Origin of the sequence: Lysobacter sp. 1R34A (genome assembly GCF_051217035.1) — a bacterium.
Taxonomy (GTDB): Bacteria; Pseudomonadota; Gammaproteobacteria; order Xanthomonadales; family Xanthomonadaceae; genus Lysobacter.
Map to the genome: position 1 here is coordinate 1 of NZ_JBPKJP010000038.1, position 17,767 is coordinate 17,767.

Here is a 17,767-nt window from a genome sequence, read left to right on the forward strand (position 1 = left end):
GCGTCTGGCATCAGCCCCTACAGAATTCCGAAGGGCGTCGAGTTTTTCTGGTGATTTTGCTAGACGGCGTAGAAGTTCTACCGATAGCTGCTCGGTTTCGTTCAGGCCGGCACCACCGCGCGCTCGCCGGCGTCGAAGCCGTCGCGCACCGCAGGCCCGGCGTCGTACAACAGGCTGTGGTGTGCGGTGCGCACCAGCACCGACAGCCCCTGCCCCACGTCGACCACGATCAGCTCGGCCTCGCCCGGCGCGGGCAGGCGGCGGTCCGGCCACAGCAAAGGCAGCCACAGCAGCAGGGCCAGCGCCTTGCCCGGTACGCCGCGCGGCAGCAGCAACCAGAACGCGCCGAGCATCGCCAATGGCAAGGCGAACCAGGCCGGTTCCGGCAACCACCACAGCGCCAGGCCGCTGTCGGCCAGCGACTCGAACAGGGGCCAACTGAGGTCGAAACCAGCCGCGGCCCAGCGCCAGGCGAATTCGCCGGCGCCGGCGTGGATCGCTTCCAGCCCGGTACCGAGCAAGGCCAGGGGCACCACCACCAGGCTCCACCACGGCACCGCGACCAGGTTGGCGAACGGCCCGGCCAGGGAGGCCTGACCGAACAGCAGCGCGCACACCGGCAGCAAACCCAGGCTCGCCACGCCCTGGGCGCCCAGGAACCCGCGCAACCGGTCGCGCCAGCCGGTCGCCGCCATCGAATCGGGCAGGCACCACAGCAACCAGGCCACGCCGAGAAAACTCAGCCAGAACCCGGCGCCGAGCACGGCCAGCGGATCGGACACGGCCATCGCGACCGCCGCCATCGCCAGGGCATCGAAGGCATGGAACGGCCGCCGCGACATCCGCAGCGCCGCGACCAGGGCGATCATCAGCCAGGTGCGCACGGTCGGCAGGGCGAAACCGACCGCCGCCGCATAGGCCAGCCCGCCGAGCATCGCCGCGAGCGCCGCCGAGACCACCCCCGGACAGCGCCGCCCCAGCGCGGGAAACACTCGCCAAAGCCGGCCCGCAAACAAGGCGAAAAAACCCGCGACCAAGCCGACGTGGAAGCCCGAGATCGCGATCAGGTGGGTCAGGCCGTTGGCGCGCAGCACGCTCCAGTCGCGTTCGTCCAGGCCGCGGGTATCGCCGAGCGCGAGCGCGCGCACGAAACGCGAGGCCGGGGATCGCACCGCGACGGCGATGCGGTCCGACAGCGATTCGCGCCAGGCATCGAGCCCGCTCGCCTCGCCCAGCCGCCGCGCGCGCTCCGGCGCGCGCAGATAACCGCTCGCGGCCAGACGCTGCATCAAGGCGTATTTCTCGGCGTCCGGACCGCCCGGATTGCGCAGCCCGCGCGGCGCCCGCACCCGCGCCTGGAAACGCCAGCGCTGGCCGGCCCGCAGCACCCGGCGCGGTTCGAGTTCGTCGTCGTACCAGGCCAGCCGCAACAAGCGGCCGCGCAAGGGTCCGGGCTGGGCCGCATCGTCGTCGACCCGGAACAGGAAACGGCTGCGGCGCGGTTCATGCTGCGGCAAGTCGACGATCCGCCCGCTGAGCGCGACCTCGCGTTTTTCCCAGTCCGGCGGCAGTTGCAGGCTCAGCGCATGAACCGCATGCAGGCTGGCGAGCGCGAAGCCCAGCGCCGTCGCGGCGAGCCAGCGCCAGCGCGGCCGCCGCCACCAGGCGATGCCGGCGGCGATCAGGATCGGTAATGAAATTCCCCACGGGCACGCCTGTGGCAAGGCCAGTCCGGCACCGATGCCGGTCAGCAATGCGCAGGCGACGAGTTTTCCGAAGGGCGGCGTCCTTGCCGCGTCGTGCATGTCTACACCTCGGCGGCGTCCAGTTGCCGCAGTTTGCCTTCGTGCAATTCCAGCACGCGGTCCAGGCGCCGCGCGAGGCGGCGGTCGTGGGTCACCAGCACCAGGCTGGTGCCCTGGTCGCGATTGAGCGCGAGCATCAGCTCGAACACCACCGCGGCGGTTTTTTCGTCGAGGTTGCCGGTCGGCTCGTCGCCGAGCACACAGGCCGGGCGATTGACCAGGGCGCGCGCGACCGCGGCGCGTTGGCGCTCGCCGCCGGACAGCTCGCCGGGCTTGTGATCGAGACGATGGCCCAGGCCGACCGATTCCAGCAGCGCCCTCGCCCGCTCGGAGGCTTGTTTGGTGGTGGCCGAACGGCTGCGGCCATCGAGCAGCACCGGCAGCATCACGTTTTCCAGCGCGGTGAACTCGGGCAGCAGATGATGGAATTGGTAGACGAAGCCCAGTGCCTGATTGCGCAGCAGGCCGCGCGCGCGGTCCGACAGGGAGCTCATCCGCTCGCCGGCGACATACACCTCGCCCGCGGTCGGCGTGTCGAGGCCGCCGAGCAGATGCAGCAAGGTGCTCTTGCCGGCGCCGGACGCGCCGAGAATGGCGACCGTCTCGCCCTTGCGCACCGCCAGCTCCAGGCCCTGGAACACCGGCGTGTGCAGCTTGCCTTCCGAGTAAGTCATCGCCAGGCCGTCGCAGCGCAGCACGATGTCGTCGGCGGTGGCGGTTTGCCCGGCGACGGTATGGCCGAGGCCGGCGTCTTGAGGGTTATTCATAGCGCAGCGCCTCCGCCGGCGCCGTGCGCGCGGCGCGCCAGGCGGGATAGATCGTGGCCAGGAAGGCCATCGCCAGCGCCACGCAGGCGATGATGGTCACATCGCTGGTCTGCAGGTCGGTCGGCAAGCCGGTGATGTAATAGACGTCTTCCGGCAACAGCTGCACGCCGAGCACGGTCTCGATGGCCTTGAGGATATGTTCGAGGTTGAGGGTCAGGACGATGCCGCCGACCACGCCGAGCACCGTGCCGATGATCCCGATCAGGGTGCCCTGGACCATGAAGATCCGCATCACGCTCATCGGGGTCAGGCCTAGGGTGCGCTGGATCGCGATGTCGGCCTGCTTGTCGGTGACCAGCATGACTTGCGAGGACACCAGGTTGAACGCGCCCATCGCGATGATCAGCGACAGCAGGATCGCCATCACCGCCTTCTCCATCTTCAGGGCGCGGAACATGTTGGCGTTGTCGTTGCTCCAGTCGCTGACACGGTAGGGGCCGCCGAGCGCCACCGCGAGATCGCGGGCGACGTCCCAGGCCTTGTCCATGTCGTGCAGCCTCAGGCGCACGCCGGTGACGCCGTCGCCCATGCGCAGCACGCGCTGGATGTCGCGCATGTTGACCACCGCCAGGCCCTTGTCGTACTCGTTGTAGCCGGCCTCGAAGATGCCGCTGACGGTGAAGCGCTTGAGCTGCGGCATCGCCCCCATCGGCGTGCTGCGGCCGTCGGCGGTCATCACCACCACGCTGTCGCCGACCTGGGCGCCCATCCACAGCGCCAGTTCCTTGCCGAGGACGATGTTGAAACTGCCCGGGGTCAGCGAGTCCAGCTTGCCTTCGACCATCTTGTCGGCGAGCACCGAGACCTTGCCTTCCTCGGCCGGGTCGACGCCGCGGATGATCGCCGGCTGTTGCCGCGTCGACGACAGCAGCGCTTCCTTTTCGATGTAGGGTGCGGCGCCGGCCACGCGCGGGTCGGCGGTGGCCTTGTCGATCGCCAGCCGCCATTCCGTGAGCGGTTCGCCGTAGGCGCTGACGGTGGCGTGGGCGGCCATCTGCAGCATGCGGTCGCGGATCTCGCGCTGGAACCCGCTCATCACCGCCAGGGTGGTGATCAGCGCGGTCACGCCGAGGGCGATGCCCGCGATCGAGGCCAGGGAAATGAAGGAGATGAAGCCATTACGGCGTTTGGCGCGCAGATAGCGCAAGCCGATGGCGACGGAGATAGGTTTGAACATCTATGCAGCCGGGACCATGGAGTTGGAAGTTGCTTTCATCGTGGGGCTCTGTCTCTGTGATGCCGGCTGCGAATGGACAAACGGTGCTCTATGGTCTGGTGACTGCCGATTCCCGCCTCGAGTCCCGAGTCCCGAGTCCCGAGTCCCGAGTCCCGAGAATCTCGAATCCGCCTCATGGTGCCATCGAACGCACATCGCGCGCAGGGACTGAGACCGCGACGGCCAGCCGCAGTTCACGGCGGCCGCGGGCGTCCAGCCGGTCCGGCCACCACAGCAGGCGCCGCTCCCGCCCGTCCGGGCCGGTGAAATCGAGCCGGGCCAGCCAGCCGCGCCACTGCAGGCGCAGCCCGGTGATCGGCCATTCGTCGAGGCTGGCGCGCTCGCCGGCGACGATCAGGCGCTGCGGCGGCCGGCGCAGCTCGCGCCACGCCGAATACACGCCCCAGGCCAGGGCCGCCACGGCCAGCGGCCCGGCCACGGCGCGTGGGCACTCGCTGAGCCACAGCGACAACGCCGCGGCCAGCCCCAGCAGGATCAGCGCCGCCGCGAGCAGGCGCGACGGCCGCCACTCAAGGCGGCAAGGCGCGGATCGATTGGACGAGACGGTCGAGTTCGGCATCGCTGGCGGCTTCGTGGCCCATGAACCAGTGCCAGAGCTTATCGTCCTCGGTTTCCAGCAACCGTAGGAAAACCCCGCGCTCGGCGTCGGAAGCCTGCTTCCAGGCGCGGTCGAGATAGCGCCCGAACAACTGGTCCAGCTCGCGCATGCCGCGCCGGCAGCGCCAGCGCAGCCGGCGCAGTTCGACCTGGTCGCGTTCCTCGCGGCTTTCGCCGGTTTCGCTCATCCCGTCGCTTCCTCGCATCGAACTCAGGGCACGGCCCGGGCCGGTTTCACGATTTCGCACACGCCGGACCGGTCGCGCTGGCAATGTGCGTCCAGCTCCTTCGCCAGGGCCGGGTCCTGTTCGAGCGCGAGCTTGACCGACGCGGCGAAATCGGCATCGCCGCTGTCGCCGCCCATGACGCCGCCGAGCTTGTCCTCGATCGAGGTTTCGGCGAACGCTCGATGCGCCTGCAGATGCGCTTCGCCGCCGCGCTCGCGGATGCAATCGAGCGTAGTCGGCGTGCCGAGGGTGTCTCGCACGCACGCCAGCTCGGTCCGGCCGGCCGGGCCGCGGAAGTAGGCCAAGCCTTCGTCGACCTCGGCCTGGCTCGCGCTCTGCGCCAGACGCCTGGAGGCGCCTTCGAGGAAGGGCCCGGCCGGCAAGCTGTCGAACAAACGCTTCATCAGCGCATCGTCGGCCTCGCCCGGCGCTTCGCCGCTGGACGGGGCCTGGCCGAACACCATGCTCAGGCCCTGCTTGAGGATTTCGGCGTACCCCATCGTCTCCAGCAACTGGCGCGCATCGGCGACGCGGGCGCCGCCCTGCGTCGCGCCGGCGGCCTTGGCGGTGTCGGCGAAAGCCGGTGCGGCGCAGAATGCGGCGGCGGTCAGCACGGCCAGCGTGGTGCGGACGAAACGCGCAGCGATGACGCGGGATAAATCGTTCATGAGTTCAGCATTCCGATTGCGAGATGGAGCCACAACGCCCACAGCGCGAGCGCGCCGGCGGCATAGACGAAGAAACGGTGCATGACCCGGTTGTAGCCGCAATGGATCGCGCTGTGGGCGATGCGCAAGACCACGAACGTCCAGGCCAGGGCCAGGGCGACGCCGTCGGCCAGTCCGGCGAGCACGGCCACGACCGCGGCCAGATAAAACAGCACCGGCAGCTCGAACAGGTTGCGGAAATTGTCGGCCGCCGCGCTGTCGGTGAGCCGCGGCGGCCTGCGCCGAGGTCGCCACCGCTTGCGGGTGGATGCGGTCGCGGCGCATCTGGCCGATCCGCACCACGTACATGCGCAGCCACACCGCGCAGGTCAGCGCGACCATCGCCAGCACCGGCAGCAACATCGCCTTCGAGTACATCGCTCCTCCGGCGCGGCGCGGATACGCCGCCTGCGACTGGCTGGACGGCACGACGGCGCCCGAGGCGCCGTCGTGAGTTGGAACCGGGCATTGCGTCCGGGCTTAGACGCGACGCGCCAGCATCAGCTTCTTGATCTCGCCGATCGCCTGCGCCGGGTTCAGGCCTTTCGGGCAGGTGCGGGCGCAGTTCATGATGGTGTGGCAGCGGTACAGCTTGAACGGATCTTCCAGATCGTCCAGGCGCGCACCGGTGTCCTCGTCGCGCGAATCGATGATCCAGCGGTAGGCCTGCAGCAGGATCGCCGGGCCGAGGTAACGGTCGCCGTTCCACCAGTAGCTCGGGCAGCTGGTCGAGCAGCACGCGCACAGGATGCACTCGTACAGGCCGTCGAGCTTCTTGCGATCTTCCGGCGACTGCAGGCGCTCGCGGTCCGACGGGGTCGCGCTCTGGGTGCGCAGCCACGGGCGGATCGAGGCGTACTGGGCGTAGAAGTGGGTCAGGTCCGGCACCAGGTCCTTGACCACCGACATGTGCGGCAACGGATAAATCGGCACCTCGGGTTTGTCGCAATCGGTGATCGCGCGGGTGCAGGCCAGGGTGTTGGTGCCGTCAATGTTCATCGCGCACGACCCGCAGATGCCTTCGCGGCAGGACCGGCGGAAGGTCAGGGTCGGGTCGATCTCGTTCTTGATCTTGATCAGCGCGTCGAGAACCATCGGGCCGCAGGTCGCGAGGTCCACTTCATAAGTGTCCACGCGCGGGTTGAGGCCGTCGTCGGGGTTCCAGCGGTAGACCTTGAAGGTACGCGGCTGCTTGGCGCCCTGCGTCGGCCAGTGACGGCCCTTCTGGATCTGGGAGTTCTTGGGTAGAGCGAATTCGGCCATGCTGGCGATCTCTCGGCTTGCGGCAGTACTGCGGTGGGTTGCGTGAATGGCGCGCAGCGGAACTGCGCGCCGTAGCGCCGATCAGTACTTGCGTTCCTTGGGCGGGACGTAGGCGACGTCGTCGGTCAAGGTGTAGTTGTGCACCGGACGGTAATCGATGCTGGTCGTACCCTTCTCGTCGACCCAGCACAGCGTGTGCTTCTGCCACTGCTCGTCGTTGCGCGTGGCGAAGTCCTCGCGGGCGTGGGCGCCGCGCGACTCGGTGCGGTTCTCGGCCGAGACGATGGTGGCCAGCGCCTGGCCGAGCAGGTTCGACAGCTCGTAGGTCTCGATCAGGTCCGAGTTCCAGATCAGCGATCGGTCGCTGACCTTGACGTCCGCGAACGAGGCGTGGATCTCGCGCATCTTGCGCACGCCGTCGGCCAGGGTCTCGCCGGTGCGGAACACCGCCGCATCGGCCTGCATGGTGCGCTGCATCTTGTCGCGGATGACCGCGGTCGGCGTGCTGCCGGTGGCGTTGCGCAGCTTGTCCAGGCGCGCCAGCGCTTCGTCGCAGGCATCGCCGGCCAGGCGGGCGTGGGCGCCGCCGGGGGTGACGGTTTCGGCGCAACGGTTGGCCACCGCGCGGCCGAACACGACGAGGTCGAGCAGCGAGTTCGAGCCCAGGCGATTGGCGCCGTGCACCGACACGCAGGCCGCTTCGCCGATCGCGTACAGGCCCGGCACGACCGCATCGGGGTTGCCGTTCTTCAACTGCACGACTTCGCCGTGGTAGTTGGTCGGAATGCCGCCCATGTTGTAGTGCACGGTCGGGATGACCGGGATCGGCTCCTTCTCCACATCGACGTTGGCGAAGATGCGCGCCGACTCGGCGATGCCGGGAAGTTTTTCGTGGATCACTTCGGGGCCGAGGTGGGTCAGGTCGAGCAGGATGTGGTCCTTGTGCTCGCCGACGCCGCGGCCTTCGCGGATCTCGATGGTCATCGAACGGCTGACCATGTCGCGCGGCGCCAGGTCCTTGACGCTCGGCGCATAGCGCTCCATGAAGCGCTCGCCATTCGCGTTGCGCAGGATGCCGCCCTCGCCTCGCACGCCCTCGGTGATCAGGCAGCCGGCGCCGTAGATGCCGGTCGGGTGGAACTGGACGAATTCCATATCCTGCAGTCCGAGGCCGGCGCGCAGCGCCATGCCGCCGCCGTCGCCGGTGCAGGTGTGGGCCGAGGTCGCCGAGAAATAGGCGCGGCCGTAGCCGCCGGTCGCCAGCACCGTGCCCTGGGCCCGGAACAGGTGCAGGGTGCCTTCGGCCATGTCGAGCGCGAGCACGCCGCGGCAGGCGCCGGTCTCGTCCATGATCAGGTCGAGAGCGAAGTATTCGATGAAGAACTGCGCGTCGTGCGCCAGCGACTGCTGGTACAGGGTGTGCAGGATGGCGTGGCCGGTGCGGTCGGCGGCGGCGCAGGTGCGCTGCGCCGGCGGGCCTTCGCCGTACTTGGTGGTCATGCCGCCGAACGGGCGCTGATAGATCTTGCCTTCGTCGGTGCGCGAGAAAGGCACCCCCTGGTGCTCGAGCTCGATGATGGCCGGGATGGCCTCCTTGCACATGTACTCGATCGCGTCCTGGTCGCCCAGCCAGTCCGAACCCTTGACGGTATCGAAGAAGTGGTAGCGCCAGTCGTCCTCGCCCATGTTGCCGAGCGCGGCTGAGATGCCGCCCTGGGCGGCGACGGTGTGCGAGCGGGTCGGGAACACCTTGGTGATGCAGGCGGTCTTCAAGCCCTTCTGGGCCAGGCCGAAGGTGGCGCGCAGACCGGCGCCGCCGGCGCCGACCACGACCATGTCGAACTTGTGTTCTTGAATCTTGTAGGCAGAGGCCACGACTCAGGCTCCCAACGCGATGCGGATGATGGCGAGCACGCTGGCGAGAGCCGCGAGTACGCAAACGAAAACCACCGTGAGCTGGGAAGCGATCGCCAGCCCCGGGGTGTGGACGTAGTCCTCGATGATGATCTGCAGGCCGAGCTTGGCGTGCCAGAACATCGCCACCACGAACGCGCTCAGCAGCACCGCGTTGCACGGATGCGCGACCGAGGCGCGCACCGCGGCGTAGTCGCCGCCGATCCACGACACGATCAGGCCGAGCAGGTACAGGGTCAGGGCGATCAGGGCGATCGCGGTGACGCGCTGGACCACGAAGTGATGGGTGCCGTCCTTCGCCGAGCCCAGGCCGCGCGCGGTCTTGAGCGGGTTGCGCAGACGCTTGTCGTTCGCGCTCATGCGGCACCTCGCGACATCATGGCGACGATCCAGATCAGCGCCGTCAGCACCAGGCTGCCGATCACGCTGATCCAGCCGTTGCGCACGAAGGTGTCGACCTTATAGGCGTAGCCCGCGTCCTGGACCAGATGGCGGATGCCGTTGATCAGGTGGTAGGCGAAGGCCCAGGTCCAGCCGAACAGGACCAGAAAGCCGAGCGGCGAGCGGGCGCAGGCGGTGAACCGGGCCCAGGCTTCGGGGCCGGCCGCGAGCGACACCAGCGCCCAGGCGATCAGCAGACCGCCGACGGCAAGGATGATACCGGTGGCCCGGTGCAGGATCGAGGTCACCATCTGTATCTGCCAGCGGTAAACCTGCAGATGCGGTGACAGGGGTCGTTCGCGGTTCGCCATGCGATGGCAATCTCAGCTGGGCGGCGGCGCCGCGTGGCGGGGGAGCGTGTGAGCGCTGCGTGGGGTGGAGGCGTGAGGGTAGCGGTCGGACGTCGGATCAGAAATCGATGCAGCGGCCGTTCTTTTCCCAGTCGCCGTAACGGGTCGGTTCGGGACCCTCGCGACCACCGTGCTCTTTGCGAGCGTCCTTGGCGGAAGACGAATCGCCTCCCGTATCCGGTACGGGAGTCGCCGGGGTCTCGGACTGGAGGTCCGAAGGTGCTTCCGGGGTGGTTTCGCCTATCATCACAGCGTTAAATATTAATTCCCGGCCCCCATGCCTGACAACCCGCACCCCTTGCACGGACAGGCGTTTGCCCTGCCCGGCCAACGCCTGATCACCCTCGAAGGCCGCGACGCAGCAGCCTTTGCGCAGTCTCAGTTCATGAATGACGTGAAGACGCTCGCCGACCGTCATTGGCACTGGAGCGGCTGGCTGACGCCCAAAGGGCGCCTGATTGCGCTATTCGCCCTGCTCCGGCTGTCCGAGCAGCGGGTCTGGCTGCTGGTCCCGGACGCCGACGCAGCGGCGATCGCCGAGGCGCTGAAACGCTTCGTATTCCGCAGCAAGGTGGTCATCGCCGTGCGCGAGGACCTACGCGCCGAAGGCCGCTGGGCCGCGCCGGCGCAGGCGCGCGGCGCGGTGCTGGGCGGCGACGACGACCACGGCCTCGAGCTGGATCTCAGCGGCGACGGCGGCGCGCGCAGCCTGCGCATCGTCGCGACCGCAGGCGCGGCGCCCGAGAACCCGGCCGCGGCCGCCCAGTGGGCGCTGGCCGATCTGCGCCACGGCCTGCCGCGGCTGCCCGCTTCGCAGGCCGAGCAATGGACCCCGCAACAGCTGTCGCTGGAACGCCTGCGCGCCTTCAGCGTCAAGAAAGGCTGTTACCCGGGCCAGGAGATCGTCGCCCGCACCCATTTCCTCGGCAAGGCCAAGCGCGGCATGGCGGCGTTCGCCGCGGCCGTCCCGGTCGAGCCCGGCGCGGAAGTGCGCGGCGAAAGCGCGGCGCTCGGCAGCGTAGTCGCCGCGGCGAGCGACGGCGGAACCCATCTGGCCCTGGCGGTGCTGCCGCTGGAACGCCCGGACCAGGCGCTGAGCATCGGCGGCCAGGCGGTCGAGGAAGTGCCGCTGCTGGGCGGTTTCGCGCGCTGAAGAAGTTGCGCTACCGACAGTAGGAGCGGCGCGGGGCCGCGACCGCGGGGTTGCAGGCGGCGGCGCCGGCATCACATAGGTTCGCGGCCGCGGCTTGCGCCGCCCCTACCCCATGGGCCTGGGTTGCGTTCGCGCTACAACCCGCCTTCGCCGGTGGTCGACATCCACACCGAGCGCCCGACTTCGTTGCGCTCGGCTTTCCAGTGCGCCTGCCAGGCCTGGAACATCAGCACGTTCCACAGGTGCGTATGCCAGCGGCGTTCGCCGGCCTGGAACTGCCGCCACAGGCCGCCGACCAGGTCGGCGTCCAGGTAGCCTTCCGCGCGCAGGCGCTGCGGGTCGAGCAGGGCCGCCGCCCATTCGCGCAGGTCGCCGCGCAACCACTGGGTCACCGGCGCGCCGAAGCCGCGCTTGCCGCGGTCGACCATGGCGTCGGGCAGGTAGCGCTTGAGCACGCGCTTGAGCAGGTACTTGCTGCCGCCGTCGCCGCGCTTGAACTGCAGCGGCAAGGACCAGGCGAATTCGGCGACGTGGGTGTCGAGCAACGGCGCGCGCGCTTCCAGGCCGACCGCCATGCTGGCGCGGTCGACCTTGCACAGCAGGTCGTCGGGCAGATACACGCTGTAGTCGGCCAGCATCATCGCGTCGGCGGGCGTGCCCAGGCCGCCCAGCGGCTCGGCGAGGTCGTACATCGTCGCGGGCAGCTTCGACCCGGGCACCGCGGCCTGCGGGAAACGCCAGCGCACGATGCGGTTGCGGTAGACATCGCCGATGCCCTGCGCGCCCATCTCGACGGCGAACGCGGCGAAACCGCCGGCGCGCGAGGCCTCGCCATGGCCGCTCGCGGACTTGGCCAGCCAGCGCCGCAACGGCGCCGGCACGCGCCGCTGCAGGCGCAGGTTGCGCAAGGCGCGCTCGTAGCGCGTGTAGCCGAAGAACAACTCGTCGCCGCCGTCGCCCGACAGCGCCACGGTGACCTGGCTGCGCGCCAGCGCGCAGACCAGCGCGGTCGGCACCTGCGAGGCGTCGGCGAAGGGTTCGTCGAACATCGCCGGCAGCCGCGGCACCGCCGCCAGCGCGTCGGCGCCGCTGACATAGAGCTCGGTATGCGCGGTGCCCAGGTGACGCGCGACTTCGAGCGCGAGCGGCGCCTCGTCGTGATGCGAGCCCTGAAAGCCGATGGTGAAGCTCTGCACGGGCTTCGCGCTCAGCGCCTGCATCAGCGAGGTCACCACCGACGAGTCGGTGCCGCCGGACAGGAACACGCCGACCGGCACGTCGGCGACCATGCGCAGGCCGACCGCGTCGCGCAGCAACTCGTCGAGCCGTTCCTCGGCGGCGTCGATGTCGCCGTCGAACGGATGGCGGATGGCCGCGGCCATGCGCTCGCGCGCATGCCAGTACCGGTGCTGGTCGCGGTTGGGATCGTGCGCGGCGGGGCCGCGCGCGACCGCGGCCGCGTCGAAACGCAGCAAGGTGCCCGGCATCAGCTTGAAGGTGTCGGTGTGGATCGCGTACGGCGCCGGTACGTAGTCGTAGCGCAGCAACAGCGCCAGCGCGTTGCGGTCGACGCCGTTGTCGAATTGCGGGTGTCGCCACAGGGCCTTGAGTTCGGAACCGAATACCAGGCTGTCGCCGGCCCAGCCGTAGTACAGCGGCTTCTTGCCGGCCCGGTCGCGGGCCAGCCACAGCGCCTGTTCGCGGCGATCCCACAGGGCGATCGCGAACATGCCGTTGCAGCGCGCCACGGCGTGTTCGACGCCCCACTCCACCACCGCGGCCAACAACACCTCGGTGTCGGAGTGCCCGCGGAAGGCATGGCCGCGCTCGAGCAATTCCTCGCGCAGGGCGGCGAAGTTGTAGACCTCGCCGTTGTAGGCGACCACGTAACGGCCGTCGGCCGAAGCCATCGGCTGATGGCCCAGCGGCGACAGATCCAGGATGCTCAACCGGCGATGAGCCAGGGCGATGCCGTGCGCGGCATCGGCCCAGACGCCGTCGTCGTCGGGACCGCGGTGACGCAAGGCCGCGCCCATCGCGCCGGCCAGTTCGAGCAGATGCTCGTGACCGATATCGGTGCGCGGACACAGCAGGCCGGCCAGTCCGCACATGGCCGTCAGCCCTTCGCGAGCGCGTCGGCGGCGCGGACGATGTCGTCTTCGCCGGGGATCACCAGGAAGGCCGCGCCGGCCAGCGGCGTGTAGGTGTCGACGCCGACCACGCGCTGCAACGGCACGCCGCCGAAGCCGGCCTCGGCCAGGGCGGTGATCACGCCTTCGCCGACGCCGGCGCTGCGCCGGCCTTCGTCGACGACGATGATGCGCCTGGCGCCGCGCGCCTGTTCGGCGATGTAGGCATCGTTGAGCGGCACCAGCCAGCGCAGGTCGATCACCCGCGCCTTCCAGCCGTGCTGTTTCTCGATCTCGCGCGCCGCGCGCAGGCTCATCGGCACGCCGTTGCCGTAGCTGAAGATCACCAGGTCGTCGCCCCCGCTGCCGTCCTGCGGCGCGTACACGCGGCCTTCGCCGAGCGTCATCGCCTCGTCGGGCTTCGGATACGAAGTCAGCCAGGCGCCGTCGCCGGCTTCGTACAAATCCTTGGTCATGTACAGCGCGATCGGTTCCAGGAACACCGAAACGCGGCCGTCGACCTTGGCCAGCGCGGTCAGGGTGCGAAGCATGGTCGCGGCGTCGTCGCCGCGCGAAGCGCAACCGACCACCAGGCCGGGGATGTCGCGCAAGGCGGTGATCGAGTTGTCGTTGTGGAAATGCCCGCCGAAGCCGCGCTGGTAGCCCAGGCCGGCGATGCGCACCACCATCGGGTTGCGGTACTGGTTGTTGCTGAAGAACTGCAGCGAGGCCGCCTCGCCGCGGATCTGGTCGCAGGCGTTGTGGAAATACGCCAGGTACTGGATCTCCGGGATCGGCATCAGGCCGACGTTGGCGAAGCCCTGGGCCATGCCGAGGATCATGGTCTCGTCGAGCAGGGTGTTGAACACGCGGCGCGGGCCGAACGCCTTCTGCAAGCCCTTGGTGACGGTATAGACGCCGCCCTTCTGCGCCACGTCCTCGCCGAACAGCAGTGTTTCCGGATACTTGGCGAACAAGTCGTGCAGGGCGTTGTTGATCTGGATCGCCAGATGGCGCGGCGGCTGTTGCTCGGGCAGCTTGGCCTCGCTGCCGAATACCTGCAGGCGCCGCTCGTCGAAATCGGCGCGCTTGGCTTCCCGCTGCACCGCTTCGGGCGAATACGGCGCCAGCGGCGCGATGACCTCGTCGAGGCGGTCGAGCTTGGGCCGGCGGTCGGCTTCCTCGGCGGCGGCGAAGCACTGCTTGCGGGTCGCCTCGTACAGATCGAGCACGTCCTGCTTCGACATCAGCCCCGACTCGAGCGCGATCGCCGCCGAGCGCAGCAGCGGGTCGCTGGCTTCGACCGCGCACAGTTCCTCGAAGGACCGCCATTCGATCTCGAAGTCGGTGCCGGCGTGGCCCATGATCCGGGTCGTGCGCAGGTGCAGGAAGGTCGGACGGCGGCTGCGGCGGCAATGTTCGACCGCGCGTTGCACGTCGGCGTAACCGCTGGCTAGGTCGAGGCCGTCGGCGGCGAAATAATCCAGGCCGTCCATGTTGCGGAAACGGTTGGCGATCCAGCCGCCCGGGGTCTTGACCGAAATGCCGATGCCGTTGTCTTCGCAGACGAACAATACCGGCGCCGGCAGCTTCTGGTAGGCGGTCCAGGCCGCGGCGTTGAATGCGGTCTGCGCAGTGGCGTGGTTGGCCGAGGCGTCGCCGAACGAGCAGATGGCGATACTGTCGTCGGGGATCGGCAAGGCGTGGCCGAGGCGGCGGCCGGTTTCGATCGCGACCGCGGTGCCGAGCGCCTTGGGCAGGTGCGAGGCGATGGTCGAGGTCTGCGGCAGCACCCACAAGGGCTTGCTGCCCCAGACTTTATGCCGGCCGCCCGAGGCCGGGTCGTCCTTGCTGGCGGCGAAACTCAGCGCCGAATCCATCACCGGGTCCATGCCGGGCAGCTTGCGGAACCGCTCGGCCATGAAGCCGCCGCTGCGGTAATGCAGGAACGCCGGATCGGTGTGCCGGGTCAGCCGCGCGACCATCGCATTGCCTTCGTGGCCGCTGGAGCCGATGGTGTAGAAGACCTTGTTCTGCACCCGCAGCACTCGCGCCATCAGGTCGAGGTGACGGCTGATCAGCTGCGACTCGAACAGCTCGCGGAAGCCGCGCGCGTCGAGCGCGCTGCCCGGCAGGATCGCCTCCTCCGGCGCCGGCCGCGCATCGGCGCGCCCGTCCCACCGCTTGACGAACTCGACGAAATTGGCGTCGCAGATTTCGGCCCGGTTGAGGCCCTTCATGCGTGCCGGGATCGGACTCGGCACCGCGTTGAAGTTCGGCATGTGGTTGAAGATCGAAGACTGCAGTTGCGCTGACATCGAACACTCCGCCGCCCGTCGCCGGGCCGGCTCATCAAGGAAGAATCAGGCCGAACCCGTCATAGCGTCTGCGCGATGCGCTGCGCCGCCTGCGGGTCGGGATCGGGCAAGGCGACGAAGCCCGGCGTCGCGCGCACCCGCGCGCGCCAGGCATTGATCGCCGGATACGGCGCCAGCTCGATGCCGCCGTGGCCGGCGACGTCGGTGTAGGCGAACAAGGCGATGTCGGCGATGCCGTAGGCCGGGCCGCTGAACCAATCGTGCGACTGCAGGTGCCGCTCCATCACCGCCAACGCGAGATGGCCGCGTTCTCGCAGCGACGGCAGCTCGGCGCGCCGCGGCGAATCCAGCGGGGTCCAGCCGGCGATGAAACGGGCCACGGCGATGCAAGGCTCGTGGCTGTACTGCTCGAAGTTCATCCAGCTCAGGGCCTGCGCGCGTTGCCAGCGGTCGCTCGGCAGGAACGGGCTGCCGTCGGCGAGGTAGTACAGGATCGCGTTGGATTCGCTCAGGGTGCGGCCGTCGTCGAACTCGACGACCGGCACCTTGGCGTTGGGATTGAGAGCGAGGAATTGCGGCGTATGAGTTTCGCCGCGGCTGCTATCGACTTCGACCCAGGCGTAAGGTTCGCCGAGCTGTTCGAGCAACAGGCGCAGTTTGTGGCAATTGCCCGAGGGCGAAAAACCGTGAACGGTGATCACGCGACGGCTCCCGAGCGGCGGCGCGCCCGCCATTCCTCGCGGGTCTGGCCCCAGACTTCCACTTCCATGTCGGCCGGCGCCGGCAGGCGATCCTGGCGCAGGTAACGCGAGCCGAGCTTAGCGGCCACGGCCTTGGACGGCCCGTTGTCGGCGTCGATGGTGTGGATCACCTCGCTCCAGCCGAGATGCTCGAAAGCCCAGTCGGTCGCCGCGGCGGCGCCCTCGGTGCCATAGCCCTTGCCGCCTTCGCTTTCGACGATGCCCCAGCCCACTTCGGTGCCCGGCCAGCCCTCCGGCTGCCAGGGGCCGAGGCGGCCGACCCAGCGCCCGGAGCTTTTTTCGTAGACCGAGAAGAACCCGTAGCCGAGCGCGGCCCAGGAACCGATCACCGACATCAGGCCGCGCCAGGCGACCGACCGCGGCTGCGGCCCGCCGATGTAGCGCAGGTAGTCGCCGGCATCCATGAAAGAAGCCCAGGCGTCGAAATCGTCCAGGCGCGGCGGGCGCAGGATCAGGCGCGGCGTTTCCAGTTCGATGTCGGGAATCGTCATCACGGCTCGGTTCTCCCCTTGCGCCAGCTTCGCCATGTCGCAGCCCCTCGCCGCTTATGAGAGAGGGGTTGGATGAGGGACGCGATCCGGCTGCGTCGGCTGCGTGCCAGGCCGCCGGACCGCATGCGCCTCATCCGGCCCTTCGGGCCACCTCCCCCCGCGTGCGGGGGAAGTAAAGTACCGCCAGCTCCCGGGAAACGGGAGCGAACACTCAGAACGCGCTGATCCCGGTCAACTCGCGGCCGACCACCAGCTGGTGCACGGTCTCGGTGCCTTCATAGGTGATCACCGACTCCAGGTTCAGCGCATGACGGATCGCCGCGTGCTCGGTGGTGATGCCGGCGCCGCCGAGCAGGTCGCGGCATTCGCGCGCGATGTCGATGGCCATGCGGCAGTTGTTCCACTTCGCCAGGCTGACCTGGGTCGGCTGCATGTTGCCGGCGTCCTTGAGCCGGCCGAGCTGCACGACCAGCAACTGCGCCATGGTGATGCGGCGCGCCATCTCGGCCATCTTGATCTGCGCCGACTGGGTCGCCGCGACCGGACGCTCGAACAGGATGCGTTCCTTGGTGTAGCCCAGCACTTCGTCGAGGCAGGCGATGGCCGCGCCGATCGGGCCCCAGGTGATGCCGTAGCGCGCCTGGGTCAGGCAGCCCAGCGGCCCCTTCAGGCCCTTGACGTTGGGCAGGCGGTTGGCCTCGGGCACGCGCACGTTGTCGAAGAACAGCGACGAGGTCACCGACGCGCGCAGGCTCATCTTGTGCTTGATTTCCTGGGCGGCGAAACCGGGCATGCCCTTCTCGACCACGAAGCCCTGGATGCCGTCGTCGGTCTGCGCCCAGACGATGGCGATGTCGGCCAGGTTGCCGTTGGTGATCCACATCTTGGAACCGTTGAGGACCCAGTCGCCGCCGTCGCGCTTGGCGTTGGTCTTCATGTTGGCCGGGTCGGAACCGCCGTGCGGCTCGGTCAGGCCGAAGCAACCGATGATCTCGCCGCGGGCCATGCCCGGCAGCCAGCGCTGGCGCTGTTCTTCGGTGCCGTAGGCGAAGATCGGGTACATGCACAGCGAGGACTGCACGCTGACGAAACTGCGGATGCCGCTGTCGCCGCGCTCGAGTTCCTGGCAGATCAGGCCGTAGCTGACCGCATTGAGGCCGGCGCAACCGTACTGTTCCGGCAGGGACGAGCCGAGCAGGCCGAGCGCGGCGATTTCCGGCACCAGTTCCTTCGGGAAGCGGCCCTGGTCGAAGGCATCGCCGATGATCGGGATCACGCGCTCATCGGTGAAACGGGCCACGGTGTCCTGGACGGCGCGCTCCTCGTCGCTGAGCAAGGAACGGACGTCGTAGAGATCGTAGGGATTCAGGGCCATGGCGCGCTTGGGAGACCTCTAGGACAGAAAGACGGCCATTGTAATGGCCCCTCGCGGCGCGGGTAAGGCCGAAAACCCGCGGATTCGCCCAGTTGCCGCTATCCGGGGAATTCTTGCGCAGGCCCGTGCGGCAGCGGGCGGGTTTCTCGCCAGCATCCGCGGCTGGCTAGGG

General features: G+C 68.9%; 18 protein-coding genes and 1 pseudogene. 2 read left to right on the forward strand and 17 right to left on the reverse strand.

What is annotated here, in order from left to right:
- Positions 1-101 precede the first annotated feature (101 nt).
- From ACSAMQ_RS10855 to ACSAMQ_RS10885, 7 genes and pseudogenes are all read right to left on the reverse strand, one after another.
- Positions 102-1,805, reverse strand: coding sequence for a ComEC/Rec2 family competence protein (locus ACSAMQ_RS10855; RefSeq protein WP_435395657.1), 1,704 nt, complete (start codon positions 1,803-1,805; stop codon positions 102-104).
- Positions 1,806-1,807: 2 nt separating this feature from the next.
- Positions 1,808-2,572, reverse strand: coding sequence for a lipoprotein-releasing ABC transporter ATP-binding protein LolD (gene lolD / locus ACSAMQ_RS10860; RefSeq protein WP_435395658.1), 765 nt, complete (start codon positions 2,570-2,572; stop codon positions 1,808-1,810).
- Complete coding sequence (locus tag ACSAMQ_RS10865; RefSeq protein WP_435395659.1) at positions 2,565-3,809, reverse strand: lipoprotein-releasing ABC transporter permease subunit; 1,245 nt, start codon at positions 3,807-3,809, stop codon at positions 2,565-2,567. Before ACSAMQ_RS10865 ends, lolD begins: the two co-directional genes overlap by 8 nt.
- A 172-nt stretch (positions 3,810-3,981) precedes the next feature.
- Complete coding sequence (locus tag ACSAMQ_RS10870) at positions 3,982-4,428, reverse strand: hypothetical protein (protein WP_435395660.1); 447 nt, start codon at positions 4,426-4,428, stop codon at positions 3,982-3,984.
- Entirely contained in the window at positions 4,379-4,654 is a 276-nt protein-coding gene (locus tag ACSAMQ_RS10875; RefSeq protein WP_435395661.1) for a succinate dehydrogenase assembly factor 2, read from the reverse strand. The genes ACSAMQ_RS10870 and ACSAMQ_RS10875 overlap by 50 nt, the downstream gene beginning before the upstream one ends.
- Before the next feature lie 23 nt (positions 4,655-4,677).
- A complete protein-coding gene (locus ACSAMQ_RS10880; protein WP_435395662.1) occupies positions 4,678-5,361 on the reverse strand; it encodes a hypothetical protein in 684 nt (227 codons plus the stop codon).
- Positions 5,358-5,636, reverse strand: a pseudogene (locus tag ACSAMQ_RS10885) (MAPEG family protein); the annotation flags it as partial. The gene ACSAMQ_RS10880 and the pseudogene ACSAMQ_RS10885, both read right to left, overlap by 4 nt.
- A gap of 71 nt (positions 5,637-5,707) precedes the next feature.
- Here ACSAMQ_RS10885 and ACSAMQ_RS10890 point away from each other — a divergent pair.
- Positions 5,708-5,854, forward strand: a complete 147-nt coding sequence (locus ACSAMQ_RS10890) for a hypothetical protein (protein ID WP_435395663.1) — start codon at positions 5,708-5,710, stop codon at positions 5,852-5,854.
- 26 nt (positions 5,855-5,880) lie between these two features.
- Here ACSAMQ_RS10890 and ACSAMQ_RS10895 read toward each other — a convergent pair whose 3' ends face one another.
- The 5 genes from ACSAMQ_RS10895 to ACSAMQ_RS10915 form a co-directional block, all read right to left on the reverse strand.
- On the reverse strand, positions 5,881-6,663 hold the full coding sequence (locus ACSAMQ_RS10895) for a succinate dehydrogenase iron-sulfur subunit (RefSeq protein WP_031371457.1): 783 nt from the start codon (positions 6,661-6,663) through the stop codon (positions 5,881-5,883).
- Between the two features lie 81 nt (positions 6,664-6,744).
- Positions 6,745-8,499 carry a succinate dehydrogenase flavoprotein subunit gene (gene sdhA, locus ACSAMQ_RS10900; RefSeq protein ID WP_435395687.1) on the reverse strand — a complete coding sequence of 585 codons (1,755 nt, stop codon included), beginning with the start codon at positions 8,497-8,499 and terminating at the stop codon, positions 6,745-6,747.
- A gap of 42 nt (positions 8,500-8,541) precedes the next feature.
- Positions 8,542-8,937 carry a succinate dehydrogenase, hydrophobic membrane anchor protein gene (sdhD, locus tag ACSAMQ_RS10905; RefSeq protein ID WP_435395664.1) on the reverse strand — a complete coding sequence of 132 codons (396 nt, stop codon included), beginning with the start codon at positions 8,935-8,937 and terminating at the stop codon, positions 8,542-8,544.
- On the reverse strand, positions 8,934-9,329 hold the full coding sequence (gene sdhC / locus ACSAMQ_RS10910; protein ID WP_435395665.1) for a succinate dehydrogenase, cytochrome b556 subunit: 396 nt from the start codon (positions 9,327-9,329) through the stop codon (positions 8,934-8,936). Before sdhC ends, sdhD begins: the two co-directional genes overlap by 4 nt.
- 97 nt (positions 9,330-9,426) lie before the next feature.
- Entirely contained in the window at positions 9,427-9,615 is a 189-nt protein-coding gene (locus ACSAMQ_RS10915; protein ID WP_435395666.1) for a DUF1674 domain-containing protein, read from the reverse strand.
- 30 nt (positions 9,616-9,645) lie between these two features.
- Between ACSAMQ_RS10915 and ygfZ the strand changes: the two genes are divergently transcribed.
- Positions 9,646-10,521: a CAF17-like 4Fe-4S cluster assembly/insertion protein YgfZ gene (gene ygfZ / locus ACSAMQ_RS10920; protein WP_435395667.1), complete on the forward strand. Its 876-nt coding sequence runs from the start codon at positions 9,646-9,648 to the stop codon at positions 10,519-10,521.
- A 134-nt stretch (positions 10,522-10,655) separates the two neighbouring features.
- Here the strand turns inward: ygfZ and asnB are convergent, their stop codons facing one another.
- From asnB to ACSAMQ_RS10945, 5 genes are all read right to left on the reverse strand, one after another.
- Positions 10,656-12,632: an asparagine synthase (glutamine-hydrolyzing) gene (asnB, locus tag ACSAMQ_RS10925; protein ID WP_435395668.1), complete on the reverse strand. Its 1,977-nt coding sequence runs from the start codon at positions 12,630-12,632 to the stop codon at positions 10,656-10,658.
- 5 nt (positions 12,633-12,637) lie between these two features.
- Positions 12,638-14,932 (reverse strand): thiamine pyrophosphate-dependent enzyme, encoded by a 2,295-nt coding sequence (locus tag ACSAMQ_RS10930; RefSeq protein ID WP_435395688.1) that lies wholly within the window; start codon positions 14,930-14,932, stop codon positions 12,638-12,640.
- Positions 14,933-15,027: 95 nt separating this feature from the next.
- Positions 15,028-15,702: a glutathione S-transferase family protein gene (locus tag ACSAMQ_RS10935; RefSeq protein ID WP_435395669.1), complete on the reverse strand. Its 675-nt coding sequence runs from the start codon at positions 15,700-15,702 to the stop codon at positions 15,028-15,030.
- A complete protein-coding gene (locus tag ACSAMQ_RS10940; RefSeq protein ID WP_435395670.1) occupies positions 15,666-16,220 on the reverse strand; it encodes a GNAT family N-acetyltransferase in 555 nt (184 codons plus the stop codon). The genes ACSAMQ_RS10935 and ACSAMQ_RS10940 overlap by 37 nt, the downstream gene beginning before the upstream one ends.
- A 211-nt stretch (positions 16,221-16,431) precedes the next feature.
- Positions 16,432-17,595 carry an acyl-CoA dehydrogenase family protein gene (locus tag ACSAMQ_RS10945; protein WP_435395671.1) on the reverse strand — a complete coding sequence of 388 codons (1,164 nt, stop codon included), beginning with the start codon at positions 17,593-17,595 and terminating at the stop codon, positions 16,432-16,434.
- Positions 17,596-17,767: the final 172 nt, after the last annotated feature.

Excerpts from the sequence above, each read along its gene's own strand:
- ACSAMQ_RS10890 (WP_435395663.1), top strand. The coding sequence starts at position 5,708 with ATGCGCAGCCACACCGCGCAGGTCAGCGCGACCATCGCCAGCACCGGC.
- sdhD (WP_435395664.1), bottom strand. The coding sequence starts at position 8,937 with ATGAGCGCGAACGACAAGCGTCTGCGCAACCCGCTCAAGACCGCGCGC.
- ACSAMQ_RS10945 (WP_435395671.1), bottom strand. The coding sequence starts at position 17,595 with ATGGCCCTGAATCCCTACGATCTCTACGACGTCCGTTCCTTGCTCAGC.
- ACSAMQ_RS10895 (WP_031371457.1), bottom strand. The coding sequence starts at position 6,663 with ATGGCCGAATTCGCTCTACCCAAGAACTCCCAGATCCAGAAGGGCCGT.
- ACSAMQ_RS10865 (WP_435395659.1), bottom strand. The coding sequence starts at position 3,809 with ATGTTCAAACCTATCTCCGTCGCCATCGGCTTGCGCTATCTGCGCGCC.
- ACSAMQ_RS10935 (WP_435395669.1), bottom strand. The coding sequence starts at position 15,702 with ATGGCGGGCGCGCCGCCGCTCGGGAGCCGTCGCGTGATCACCGTTCAC.
- ACSAMQ_RS10940 (WP_435395670.1), bottom strand. The coding sequence starts at position 16,220 with ATGACGATTCCCGACATCGAACTGGAAACGCCGCGCCTGATCCTGCGC.
- ACSAMQ_RS10915 (WP_435395666.1), bottom strand. The coding sequence starts at position 9,615 with ATGATAGGCGAAACCACCCCGGAAGCACCTTCGGACCTCCAGTCCGAG.
- ACSAMQ_RS10870 (WP_435395660.1), bottom strand. The coding sequence starts at position 4,428 with ATGCCGAACTCGACCGTCTCGTCCAATCGATCCGCGCCTTGCCGCCTT.
- lolD (WP_435395658.1), bottom strand. The coding sequence starts at position 2,572 with ATGAATAACCCTCAAGACGCCGGCCTCGGCCATACCGTCGCCGGGCAA.
- ACSAMQ_RS10875 (WP_435395661.1), bottom strand. The coding sequence starts at position 4,654 with ATGAGCGAAACCGGCGAAAGCCGCGAGGAACGCGACCAGGTCGAACTG.
- ACSAMQ_RS10880 (WP_435395662.1), bottom strand. The coding sequence starts at position 5,361 with ATGAACGATTTATCCCGCGTCATCGCTGCGCGTTTCGTCCGCACCACG.
- asnB (WP_435395668.1), bottom strand. The coding sequence starts at position 12,632 with ATGTGCGGACTGGCCGGCCTGCTGTGTCCGCGCACCGATATCGGTCAC.
- sdhA (WP_435395687.1), bottom strand. The coding sequence starts at position 8,499 with ATGGTCGTGGTCGGCGCCGGCGGCGCCGGTCTGCGCGCCACCTTCGGC.
- sdhC (WP_435395665.1), bottom strand. The coding sequence starts at position 9,329 with ATGGCGAACCGCGAACGACCCCTGTCACCGCATCTGCAGGTTTACCGC.
- ygfZ (WP_435395667.1), top strand. The coding sequence starts at position 9,646 with ATGCCTGACAACCCGCACCCCTTGCACGGACAGGCGTTTGCCCTGCCC.
- ACSAMQ_RS10855 (WP_435395657.1), bottom strand. The coding sequence starts at position 1,805 with ATGCACGACGCGGCAAGGACGCCGCCCTTCGGAAAACTCGTCGCCTGC.
- ACSAMQ_RS10930 (WP_435395688.1), bottom strand. The coding sequence starts at position 14,932 with ATGCCGAACTTCAACGCGGTGCCGAGTCCGATCCCGGCACGCATGAAG.